The sequence below is a fragment of the Sphingomonas sp. Root710 genome, from assembly GCF_001429065.1.
Classification (GTDB): domain Bacteria; phylum Pseudomonadota; class Alphaproteobacteria; order Sphingomonadales; family Sphingomonadaceae; genus Rhizorhabdus.
This window is the reverse complement of record NZ_LMIB01000004.1, coordinates 17,237-29,077: the sequence shown is the minus strand read 5'-3', so window position 1 is coordinate 29,077 and position 11,841 is coordinate 17,237. Positions and strand designations below refer to the sequence as shown.

Genomic DNA, 11,841 nt, shown 5'->3' with positions numbered 1-11,841 from the left:
CAAAACCTTCTGCGTTACGGTGAGCGCTGGCGCCTGCAGCAGCCTTCCCCCGCATCGTACTGCATTCGTTCGTATATCGCGTACGTAAAACTCACTTTCGTGTAGTCACCCCCATTACGGCCGCGACGACTTCGCCGACCAGGGCAGGCTCGCCGGCGTGCTGTCGCGCAACCGCGGCAAGGACATGGCCGGCGACTATGCGCCCGATCGCAGCGACCAGGATCATGCCCGCGCCTTCGCCGACCGGCGCGAGATCCGGTTCCCGGAACTCGCGCGCCAGGTGGTGGAGAAGGTCAGCGACAAGCTACGTGTTGGGGCGCGGGGCATGTTCGACGGCTTCAAGCCGAAGCCAGCCTTGGCGGCGCACGTTGAGGCAGCGACGCGGCAGGGGGCAGACAAGCCGGCTGCGCCTGCCCAAGGCTACCAGCGTCCAACGCGCGAAGGCGTCGTAAGGAGCTGGACTGCGGAGCACGGTCGCGAGCTGGCGGGTGTGCAGGCACGTGTAAAACGGGCGCAGGTGCGGGCGAACGGCATGTACCGGCGCCATGAAGCCGCGAGGGACGATCACGCTCGCCAGCAGCCGCTGCCGCCCACCGGGTTGCTGGCAGGGCTACGTCGACCATCCTACGAGGCCGCGAAGGCAAGTTGGGAGAAGACTGCACGCGGGTTGCAGCGGCGCTCTACGCAGCTTGCCAAGCGGCTGAGCAAGCTCAGGGAGTATCTCGGCCCGATTACCGGGCAGCGGCGTCACCGCGGTGACGAACTGGCGCGCGCCAGGGTCGAGCGCGCGCATCCGTATCTCACCAAGCTCTACGATGCCGTGATGCGTGAGCGCCGCGACGAGCGCATGCGCGCCCAAGAGCAGGAACGTGAGCGGATCCGGCAACGCGATAAGGAGCGGGGACGCGATAATCGGGGACCTGGACGCTAAATGAGATGGAAAGGTTAGTTCAAGCTACCGGATCGACCGGCTCGGCAGTGTCGAACCGCGACAATCATGGCTTAGCAACCATGCCTAAGCTTCGACCGGTCACTCAGGTGGATGGCAGGGTCTATAAACTCTATCGCTCTCGTATGCCGCGTGCAGCTACAATTCCCTGCTCGATCGCACCGTCAATAAATCCCCTCCAGCCATTCGCCCAGTCCGCACTAGCAAAAAATATTCTACCTTGTGGTGCCTGAAGCTCTTTTAATGCATTAGACGCTTGGCCGGGACGTGATACAAACCATGTTCCTTTCGAAAACTGATCGCCATTCCAGTCGTGCGCGTAGGTCTCAAGCACCTTGGCGTCGGGAAAGAACTTCCGAACTTCATTCTGTACGGATGTGATGTCGTTCATATGAAACACCGCAGCGCTGGGCCCAAACGCGATTACATGTGTCTTACCGTTCTCGGTACCTTCCCATATCATAGCATTGATGGCTGCATCATCGCCTGGCGCCAGGCAGGTGACGTTGTCGAAGACTCCGTCCAACAAGATGTGCACCTTAAAGCCGCTACCCGCATGACGTCGCAGAGACTCTTCTTTTTTCTTTAGACAAATCGGCGGTGAGAAGCTAATATCTGTAAGTGTGTTGAGAGGAACCGTACATATAACTGCGTCTGCAACGTGTATCTCTCCGCCCGCCACAACGACTTCCACCAAACTGTCGGTTTCTCGTACACTGCTGATCGGCGCTGAAAGGCGTATATTGGCTTGAGAGTCTTTGCCGATTGCTTGCAGTAACGTGTTAGTTCCGCCCCTAATCCGAAAACGTGACACCGCATCGTTTACAACCGTTAGACTATAACCTGCCAGCGCGTACCATCGCATCATATCTATCCAACTGACTTGGACTCCCGGTGCATTTCCCCAAGTCATAATTAGTGCGTCTACGATCGGCCGTATCTCATCGGGCATGTCCAGCTCGTCGAGCTTCGATCGAACTGAGAATGTGTCCGCGTCGATCCACTTACGATCGCCGAACGGTAGAGCCGGACGTGGCATCGTCGAATAGCCACCATCAAATAAATCGGAAACTGCCTTCTCTATCTTCGGCCATTGCTCCGCAACACTGGCTTCGCAACGAGTACCCGCGGCATCAAGGTAGACGAAACGGTTGGCAGTTGCTCCAGGTGTTTCTTCTAATTCAACACCATAGCGCTGTATCTCGGCCCATAGGTGAGGCTGCTGCCAATGGATCCAAGTGCCACCCAGATCGACCGTGCGTCCGGCAAACTGCGAGGTGAATGTCCTTCCACCAAGTCGGTCTCTCGCTTCAAACACCGTGACATCATGCCCGCTTCTTTTGAGCTCCCTCGCGGCCGTTAATCCACAAAACCCGCCACCGATTATTGCGATGCGCTTTGTCGATCTCGATTTGACCGTCGTTCCGGCGGATGTCTGAGAAAGTGGCACGATCCCCATCGCTGCAGCAGACGAGGCAGCAAAGCCGAGCACACTCCTACGGGTACAGACGGGTCGCGACAAACGTTCGTCATTTGACATCACTTTATCCCATCTTGAGTTGTCGCAAAGCGGACGTCTAGCGTTTAGCTACGAGCCGGTAACAAGACGGTTATCGGAGCAAAACCTTCGTTGTCACGGCAGCCAAGTTGCGCCATGGCGGACCCATCATTTCAAACGTATTTATCTTACCGACGTGATGAACTGCTCTCGCGTGACTAAAGCGACGAAAGCCATGAACGCCGTGATACGAGCCGGTGCCACTCGATCCAACGCCGCCAAATGGCAGGTCATCCTGCCCTATGTGTAGCAGTGTGCCATTTAACGTAGCGCCACCCGAGATTACCCGCTCCATAAGGGTCTCATGGAATCGCTTCGAATTCGAGAAAGAATAGAGAGCTAACGGCCGCCCTAACTTTTTTGTAAAAGAGACAGCATCTTCAAGACGCTTGTAACCCAAAACCGGAAGAATGGGGCCGAAAATCTCTTCCTTTAGAAGGAGGCTGTCCGGGTGAGGATTGATGATGACGGTAGGAGGAAGCTTGCCATTGCTGTTCGTTGCGTCTGGATGAGTAAGGACGATGGAGCCGAGTTCATGTGCCTCGGAAATCGCCTGCCGCAAGCGCGAGCGATGTCGGTCTGAAATGATGTTCGTGTAGTCCGAGTTGTCTTCGATGCATGGATAGCTAGCTTGAGCAGCGCTTAAAACCTTCTGTCCAAACTCAGATGCCTGTTGCTCAGGCACCATGACATAATCCGGCGCAATGCAGGTCTGGCCAGCATTGATGAACTTGCCGAAGCTTATTGAGGAGGCCGCCTTGTCCAAAGGATAGCCATCATCGATGATCGCAGGAGATTTGCCGCCAAGCTCCAATGTCAGAGGTGTCAGGTTTTCTGCGGCGGCACGCATCACATGCCGACCGATTTCCGTTGAACCAGTGAAAACGAGATGATCAAAGGGCAGCGACGAGAAGGATCTTGCTATATCCACATCGCCGATCGTCACAGCTACTTCATCATCAGCAAAGCGCGTTGCCATGCATTGCGCGAGTAGGTTAGAGAACGTCGGTGTGAGTTCTGATGGCTTTAACATAACACGGTTGCCAGCAGCAAGCGCATCGATCATCGGCGACAGTGCGAGTAGGAGAGGGTAGTTCCAAGGCGAGATCACGCCAATGACACCAAGCGGCTCATACCTGATCCAGGCACGTGAAGGACGGAAGGTCATCGAAACGTGCCGACGCTCGTCTTGCATCCAACGCGCTACGTGCTTCCGAGCGTGCGACAGGCTGGTGAGGGCGGGCACCATCTCCAATAGTTCCGTCTCCGATCGAGCGCGCCCTCCAAAGTCGTTGGATATTGCTTCTACAAAGCGAGCTCGCTCCTCCACGATGAGGGCTTTGAGCCTGTCTAGTCTATCGCGTCTTTCAACCAAGCTTGGCAGCGGCGACGACCGAGATGCCGCATATAATCGTTCAAATTGAGCGTTCATATGCTGAGTCATAGCAATTACCATCCCCTGATTACCTCGAAACCAAATCCATGGTGTTCGACGTGCCATTTGACCGCATGTCTCCAGAAAAAGGAAAACACCTGCTTGCTCAAGCTCGCGGCCCTTTCAATTCACGAAGTAGACTATAAGCAGAGTAGCCAATTGCTAGCCGTAACGTTACCCGTGAAATGGCAACAACGCTACCAGGCACACCAGCATCAGCTAGACTAGCTTGCGCAGCGCTGCAGCCGCGTTTTCGCCTGACCGTATGGCACCTTCGATGTAGCCGCTGTAATCAGCATCCGTTTCCGTGCCTGCCCAGTGAATTCGTCCTACGGGTTCACGCAGTGCGTCGTGGAAGGTCGTGATGACCCCCGGCCCTGAGACGGTTCCATATCCCCCTCTGTGGAAAGCCGAACGCCCCCATACCTCTTCTATGTAGTCGGTCGGCGAGAGTGCGGCCGTTCCGAAGTATTTTGCTACGTCTTGCAGGCACTGCATGCGTCGTTCGATAGGATCCCTATCCGCCCATTTATGTGCGGTGGCGCCGTTGTAGAAACCTACGAGTGCTCCTGATCCACCTTTCCGAGGCGAGTGGTCGAACCACGGACCGAAATCTGTCTGGTCGGACAGGACTTGCCCGCTCAAGCCCTGATCGCGCCAAAACGGCCGCGAATAGGCGAGGTGCACCTTGATGACATTACCGAGAGGCGAGCGCTGTGCGCATGCGTCTCGCTGCGAAGAGAGGGGAGGTGTCACCTGAATGCGGTTCGCCATCGTCGGCGGGGCAGTGACGACGACATAACGGCCGCGCCAGTCGCCCTGATCGCTCCGCACCGTTACGCCCTGATCATCCTGCAAAATGTGACGGACGGGCGAGCCAAGAATTACAGCTGTACCAAGCTCCTTAGCCATACGGTCCGCGAGTTGCCACACGCCACCGTCGAATACGCTGTCCTGCGCACCCCCGCGGACCGACGTCATATGCTCGAAGTGGTTTTCTCCTGCAAACAAGCTGACGAACGCTAGCAGAGAGGTCTCGTATGTCTCGGCAGAGTGCGTTGCGCGAACCATAAGCCGGAAATAGCTGTAGGCGACACGATCGAACACATTTGCCAGCAACCATGATTCCAGCGTCCCACCATCAAGACCGGCCGCATGGCGACCGAGGTCCCCCGTAACGGTAAAGGCCGACGTCGCCAGCGCTGTGAGCTTATTAACCGTCTCCTGTACGGCTTTCAGCGAAGTTGCAGGTAGATCCGTGTCATTTAGCTTGTAAGTGCCACGCTGACCCCCGAGGTCGTAGATATTGTTTCCATCAACATACTGTGGGTACGCCTCGACGCCGAACTCTCGAGCTAGCGAAATGAGGCGGGTATGATCGGGGGCCACCCACTGACCGCCGAGATCGACAACGCGGCCGGCGAGGCGCCCCGGCATGGTACGCCCACCGACCCGATCGTCCGCTTCCAGAACAATGACACTTACTCCGGCCCTCTGGAGCCTACGTGCCGCCGTGAGCCCAGCAAAGCCAGCTCCGACGACCACCACGTCAACCCTCTGCATAGAGGATGCGGACCCTCGGCCTCTCTTGGATCCTGCGGGGCGGGAGTGAGCTTCCGTGATACCAACAGCCGCGGTAACGCCAACCCCGAGGATAGCTCGTCGACTAACGCTGTAATCCGACTTCGTTCCGTCGTGTTCCACGTCGACCTTTCGAGCTCAGGACGCCGATCGAGAGAGACCAAAATCAGACAGCCACTAGAGGCTCGCGATTGTTACGCGCACCACCAGCAGCGCCGTCGATTAGTTGCCGCTGAACCCATTGATGAAACTCCCGGACTTGATACTCTTCCGGCATCAGAACGCCGTGCTCAAACGGACTTGAGCGTAGGCCTCGTTGGTTCATCTCGCACGCTGCCGCATCTTCATTTTGAACTTGCGTGTTAAACAGCACGATCTGGTTGACGTCAAAGTCGGGATTGGCGAGCGTTTCTGGAGCGACAAGCACTTCGCCAGAAACTTCAGTTCGCTCGGGCCCAAGTGGTCGGATCGAAACGATGCTCACAAAGTCAACGTGTGCGACCACGAACAACGTTGGAAGGACGACCGCGTAGGTCTGACCGGCATCGCGTTCGGCGTCGCTCAAACCCGGGAAGTCGGGGGCAACAGGCTCTCCGGTCAAGGTCCAGCTTCGCGCACCCGGTCGCAAGGTTGGCTCAGGCTGAGCGGTTTCCGGATCCCAATCACCCGCGTCATGAGGCGCCAGATGACCCTTCTTGTAGACCGGGATCAAGCTGCAGAGTGACGGATGTACCCCGGGACAGTGCAAGCACTCGTTGAAGTTTTCCCAGATCACCTTCCAGTTAGCTTCAACGATATTGGTTTCGCGGTATGCCTCCACGAGATCATTCATTGGCCAGTTGCTGAGCTCGTGCACTTCAAAGAAATTGTCCGCTCCGAATGACGGTGATTGCTCAGATGGACATACGAATACCATCCCGTTCCATTCCCGTAGAGCAACTTGACGAAGTCCAAGCGCGTCAGCGTCAAACCCTTCTGCCCGCGACGCCGCGCCGGTACTTGCAAGAGTGCCGTCAGCTTTGAAGCTCCATGCATGGTAGGGGCACAATATTCTATTGCCTCGTAGTGGCTGAACGTCAGTCAAGCATAGCTCTGATCCACGGTGTGGACAAACATTATGGAACGCCGTCAGCTCACCTGACTTCGAGCGAACAATAACGACGTTCACGCCGGCGACGTCACGGCGATGCATCGTACCAGCGGCAAAGCCCGCCGCTCGCCCGATGTAATTCCAATTGCGCGCCCAAATCTCTCTGAGTTCACGCGCATACCAGTCTGCATCCCAATAGCGGTTGGGGGCTAAAGAGGGAACGGGGTCGCGGAGGAGAGGTGACAGCGGATGAAGGATTTTTGCGGCAGCGTTCACGATGATTCTCCCGATGCAAAGCCTTATTACCTGTCACCTGACAGGCGAGTCAAGTGCTAGTTATTGCTTGAGAACGTGAGCCCGATGCGTAGGCAAGCGCAGCTGAAAGCAAACATGCTCCAGCCAAGGAAACCGAGGACAAGGGGCCGTAGGTGGTTGCGGTCAGCCCAACAAGCATCGGCCCAAGCATCATTCCCGCGGCCTGTACTGCCGGCGTCAGCGTCGCTGCCGCCGTTCCGTCGTGACGGTCAGACAATGCTCCAAGCTGAAAAGGAGCAATAAACGCCGTCATGAAAGCGCCGATAAGATAATATTGAACGTAAGCGGCCACGCCGAGATCAACGTAGAGCGGGACAAGGCACAATAGTGTAATGACGGATCCTGCGAAGTAGGAGCGTCCCCGACCCCATGCAGTTGCCATAGGTGCGGCGGCAAGGCTACCAACAACTGCTAAGATCGAGGAGCCAACAAGCAGTAGGCTGGTCTTATTTAGAGGCATGCCGGCAGCTCGCCCGAGTATCTCGGAAAAGGCCCACGAGCCCTGCGTGGACGCAGACAACAGCCCAATCGATAGCAGAAGCAGCCAACTACCTGTGCTCAAACGAACAGCGCCATTCGTGGGCGTCATTTCATCTGTCAATTTGGCACCGATAGGCAAGCGCGAGGTCGCCGGGATCAAGGCTGCGAAGCAGATTGAAAGACCGCCAGCCACTCCCCACCAACCGGCTTCGGCATCAGCGAGGGGCAGCAACAATAGAACGAACATGCCAATCAACAATTGCGCCGCGAACGCGAACGCGAAATTGCGGTCGGGTAGTCGTGTACCGGATAGCACCGTAATCGCGATGACGAGCAGCGGCCCGCCACCGAACACGCTCGTCGCCGTTCGGACTGCCAGCAACCCGACAAATGAGGTGACTACGACCGTAGCAAGTATACCTGCGACCATAATGATTAGCGAAACAGCGGCGGTATGGCGCCAGTCCAGGCGCGTGATCCACCATTTCGCGCCGAGGGACGCGACAACGGCACCAATCGATTCTGCGCCTGCCAGCAATCCGACTTGGGTCTCTGACAAACCATTGTGAGCGGAAAGCAGGCCAAAATAGACCGGCGAGCAGTAGGTGATGAGCGGTGCGAGCGCATAGAGAATCCATGCGGCGGAGGCCGCTCGTTCAAATGGGTCGGTCGCCGCCTGCAAAGCGCTGCGACTTCTTCGAGCTGCAACGCGATGTAGAGGATTGGCGCGCAGGATTAGACGCCATAGCGCACCCGTAGACGACAGGGTTTTCATCGTACGTCTCGAGGTGCACGAAATGCCAGCGGCCACGCAGCCAAGATGAGTGTTCCAAGTACCATGGCCAATCCCCATTCGGTTGAGATTTCGAGGCCAACGCCACCAATCACCGGTCCTGTCGCGCCGCCATTTGTGTATGCTCCTATGATCGCCGATACTGCTTGGGGCACGTTTCGGTAAGCGATCCCAACCTCGATAATGCTCAAGGTATACAATGAGCCACCCGCACCGCCCCAAGCGATCGCGGCAAACCAAATCCCGGCAGGAAAGGACTTCGATAGCGGCACTGCCACGAGCGACAGAAGCAGCGTCACACTGAGTGCTCGAAACAGCGCCGCTCCACCGAAACGATCAGCAAGACGGCCGATCGGATATTGCGTTGCCAAACTTGCGAGTGCGATCACACCTGTCAGTGTCACGGCGGACGATGATGGTAACACGCCCAATCGCGTCGCCTGGATCGGTCCTAGGGCATTGAGTCCCGCTTCGAAGACGCCGCCGATAAAACCAAGGGTCGCAAGCGGCACAAAAACCCACCACCTTATACTGCCCGACAGTGCTTCGGGCGCTGCGAGTTCGGGACCGGTTTTTGGGCTAAGTGAGATGATCGGTAACCAGGCGAAAAGCGTCAGTCCGATCGCAAGACCTGCGGCGGTTTCAAGACGAAGCGAGAAGACGGGCACCAGGAACGGTCCAACAGCTGCCGCAGCTGCAACGAAGCTCTGATACAAACCTGTTACCCGACCAAGTCGCGCAGTTGGAGTCGTCCAAGCGATTAGAGCTTCCGTCGCACTCCATCTGTAAGCCGCTCCGATGCCGACGAGCGACGCACCGATACATAGAAGTACGTAGTCGCGCGTTAATGCCGAGAGCACGAGCCCAGCAGTGGATAGTGCGAGACCTGTACGGAACATGCGAGCAAAACCAACCGCCGCCAGGACTCGCGGTACCAGCGGCAAGTTGATCAGCGTAAGTATGAAGGGTAGTGCGCCATAAAAGCCAATCGCAATCGGCGATGTGCCGCTATCATTCATATACAGCGCGATGAGAGGCAGCATCATCGCTATCGGCACACTTTCACAAATGGCGGCTGCCGCATAGCGCCATACCTGTGTCGTAGCTTTACGCTTCCCGAGCATACCTGCAGTTTTCATCTTCAGAAATTGAACCCGACGCTCGCACCGTAGCGCCTGGGTGCGCCATACAGCAGCTCAGCAAGGCCGAAGCTTGAGAGGATTGTCGATGAGTTCACGGGACGAACGTCGAAGACATTCCGTGCAAACACCGACACGCGCCATCTGTCGCTAGCACTAGCAAGCGTTAGCGTTGGGTCGACAATCCAAAATGCCTTTTGGGAAAACGTCACATCGATGGGCGTGTTGGACTGGTTTACCGTAAAGTACCTATCGTATAGGTCCCGTGTCTTATAGCGCGCTGCAATCTCTGGTGTCAGACTTAAGCTGCTACTGATTGGTAGTCGGTACCTGACTGTACCTGCCATCGTGAAGCGAGGTGCGTTCGTAAATCGCTGGCCATCCAAATCAACTCCATTCAATGTCGAGTCTACGTACTCGGCGGAGAGGAGGCCTACACTTACATTCGCGGACAGCCTTGATCCCAAACGCCAACTGAGGTCGGCGTCAAGGCCATAGACGCGCGCGTTAGCGGCATTGGTTAGGATCTGAGTGTCGACACCCCCGCGATTGACGACATCGAAAACCTGCAGATTGCTATAGTCATAGTAAAACACGCTTGTATTGATCTGGGCGCGCCGATTAAAGAGCGAGACTTTCGCGCCGGCTTCATACGCTGTTAGGTTCTCGGGGTCATAAGGATTAGCTTCTTCGGGTGAGAAGAGAATGCTTCCGTTGAAGCCGCCACTTTTAAACCCGCTTGCCGCCGAGAGATAGAGGAGTGCATTCGCGCGTGGCTCATAGGAAAGACCTGCGGCCCACGTTACTTTATCATAGACGCGCTTTCCAGGTACTCCAAGTTCCCGGCCATCAGACGGCAAATCAAGGATCAGCCCAGTCGGCGGCAAACCGTAAGCCGCTAGATCACTGGGCTCCTCAAGGTAGGATGTTCGAGATGAAAACTGTTTCTTCTCGATGGTGGTGCGCGCACCGAGATGCGCCTTCCAACCTGGACTGAACTCCCACACAGCGTCAGCAAACATGGCAGCTGCAAATGTCCGCTGCCGATAAGAACTATTAAGGCGCGCTGCGATCGTACCATCCGGCAGTAGTCCTGCGGGAACAAATCCGCTCGCTACAATACCTGGTATTGTCGCTAAAGACGGTCGAAACTCCCGCAAGGTATCATAATCGTTGTTGCCTTGAACTGTATCGATCCCGACATACCCGCCGACAACGAGGTTAAGGCTATTGAGGTCGAGGCCGAGTCGAAGCTCCTGGCTGAATTGTTCGACCCTTGCGCGGAAGTCGACTTCCAGAAGTCGGTTGGGGCTGGCGTCGGTTTCATCAATACGTGCGCTTTTCACCCACTGATATCCGGTGACGGAGGTGAGGGTCGCTCTTCCAAGCTTCGCCTCGCCCCTCAACGTCGCTCCGAAATCATCATAGCGCGATCGCGGCAGCCGATTGTAGTCGCCATCCAGAGGATCCTTATCGCTGTCCGAATATCCTGCGACGTCGACACAGCCGTTGTTTGCAAGTTTGCCTCGCAGAAAGGGCGTACATGGCCCACCGGTGGTGGTATCAAGCAGGCCGGCATGCTGATAGTAGCCGAGGTTCGAGCGATCCTTCCCGCCTTGGACGATTGCCTCGACGTTCAACTTGTCCGTCGGTGCCCAAGCCATGACGCTGCGCAGCGCCCAGTACTTCCGATCACCCCCGTCGCTCTTCAACGTGCGGTTGTATTGGAAGCCGCCACCCTGATCGGTTGTTCCAGCCACCCTGAGCCCAAGCGTGTCGCTGATCGGGCCACCTGCGCCCCCTTGAAGCGTGACTCGTCCGTATTCCTCCACGCTGATTTGCCCGTCGGCTTCGAACTGCTTACCTGGCTTTCGAGATATCAGGTTGATCGCGCCTGCCGTAGTGTTGCGTCCGTATAGAGTGCCTTGCGGACCCTTGAGAACCTCAACACGGTCAAGGTCGAAGAGACCGAAGCTAAGCAATGCTGGTGAGGTTAGATATACGTCGTCGACATAGAAGCCGACTGGTCCGGCATTGTTATCGTTGAAGTCGGACAAACCGACACCGCGGATCGTCACGTTTGGATTGGCGTTACCTGAACCATATGAATTCTCGATCACGACGTTAGCCGTAAGTTTGGCGATGTCCTTAGTGTCAAAGGCGCCTGACCGCTGGATAGTATCGCCGGTGATTGCACTAATCGTGGCAGCGACCTTGTTGACAGACTGCTCGCGACGCTGCGCAGTTACGATGATATCGCCCGATACCTCGGGTTCTGCGGCTTGGCCGGACACCTTTGCGGTGTTTTGCTGCGTAACCGCACTTATGTCTTGGGCGGCGGCGGAGTTGGCGAGGGTGAAGCCCACCGCACTGATCGATACCGTCACCAGTTTTGCCAAACGAACCTTGCGCATGGTCTACTCTCCTCCCCAAGGCTCTGCCGCTTTCAGCGGTCGGCATGTCGCCTGTCGGGTGACAGGGATTGCGCACCTGCCCCTAAC

The 11,841-nt window shown here is 56.7% G+C and carries 8 protein-coding genes; 1 reads left to right on the top strand and 7 read right to left on the bottom strand.

The features are described 5' to 3' along the window. Window positions 1-157: 157 nt before the first annotated feature. On the top strand, window positions 158-931 hold the full coding sequence (locus ASE00_RS23865) for a hypothetical protein (protein ID WP_056379641.1): 774 nt from the start codon (window positions 158-160) through the stop codon (window positions 929-931). Between the two features lie 130 nt (window positions 932-1,061). On the opposite strand, the gene ASE00_RS22905 is transcribed toward ASE00_RS23865, so the two are convergent. From ASE00_RS22905 to ASE00_RS09200, 7 genes are all read right to left on the bottom strand, one after another. Next, window positions 1,062-2,489: a flavin monoamine oxidase family protein gene (locus ASE00_RS22905; RefSeq protein ID WP_082594588.1), complete on the bottom strand. Its 1,428-nt coding sequence runs from the start codon at window positions 2,487-2,489 to the stop codon at window positions 1,062-1,064. 70 nt (window positions 2,490-2,559) lie between these two features. Continuing rightward, entirely contained in the window at window positions 2,560-3,939 is a 1,380-nt protein-coding gene (locus ASE00_RS09220) for a coniferyl aldehyde dehydrogenase (protein WP_200957917.1), read from the bottom strand. Between the two features lie 222 nt (window positions 3,940-4,161). Next, window positions 4,162-5,505, bottom strand: a complete 1,344-nt coding sequence (locus ASE00_RS09215) for a flavin monoamine oxidase family protein (RefSeq protein ID WP_056379639.1) — start codon at window positions 5,503-5,505, stop codon at window positions 4,162-4,164. 184 nt (window positions 5,506-5,689) lie between these two features. Beyond that, on the bottom strand, window positions 5,690-6,889 hold the full coding sequence (locus tag ASE00_RS22900; RefSeq protein ID WP_156405366.1) for an aromatic ring-hydroxylating oxygenase subunit alpha: 1,200 nt from the start codon (window positions 6,887-6,889) through the stop codon (window positions 5,690-5,692). A gap of 49 nt (window positions 6,890-6,938) precedes the next feature. Then, the gene (locus ASE00_RS09205; protein WP_156405365.1) at window positions 6,939-8,183 is read right to left on the bottom strand and encodes a hypothetical protein; all 1,245 of its coding nucleotides are present in this window, start codon (window positions 8,181-8,183) and stop codon (window positions 6,939-6,941) included. Next, entirely contained in the window at window positions 8,180-9,340 is a 1,161-nt protein-coding gene (locus ASE00_RS22895; RefSeq protein ID WP_082594586.1) for an MFS transporter, read from the bottom strand. The genes ASE00_RS09205 and ASE00_RS22895 overlap by 4 nt, the downstream gene beginning before the upstream one ends. Before the next feature lie 2 nt (window positions 9,341-9,342). Then, window positions 9,343-11,754: a TonB-dependent receptor gene (locus ASE00_RS09200; protein WP_056379633.1), complete on the bottom strand. Its 2,412-nt coding sequence runs from the start codon at window positions 11,752-11,754 to the stop codon at window positions 9,343-9,345. Window positions 11,755-11,841: the final 87 nt, after the last annotated feature.

Bases quoted from the DNA above. Each gene is read 5' to 3' on its own strand.
- ASE00_RS22905 (WP_082594588.1), bottom strand. From the start codon at position 2,489: ATGTCAAATGACGAACGTTTGTCGCGACCCGTCTGTACCCGTAGGAGT.
- ASE00_RS09220 (WP_200957917.1), bottom strand. From the start codon at position 3,939: ATGAACGCTCAATTTGAACGATTATATGCGGCATCTCGGTCGTCGCCG.
- ASE00_RS09215 (WP_056379639.1), bottom strand. From the start codon at position 5,505: ATGCAGAGGGTTGACGTGGTGGTCGTCGGAGCTGGCTTTGCTGGGCTC.
- ASE00_RS09205 (WP_156405365.1), bottom strand. From the start codon at position 8,183: ATGAAAACCCTGTCGTCTACGGGTGCGCTATGGCGTCTAATCCTGCGC.
- ASE00_RS22895 (WP_082594586.1), bottom strand. From the start codon at position 9,340: ATGAAAACTGCAGGTATGCTCGGGAAGCGTAAAGCTACGACACAGGTA.
- ASE00_RS09200 (WP_056379633.1), bottom strand. From the start codon at position 11,754: ATGCGCAAGGTTCGTTTGGCAAAACTGGTGACGGTATCGATCAGTGCG.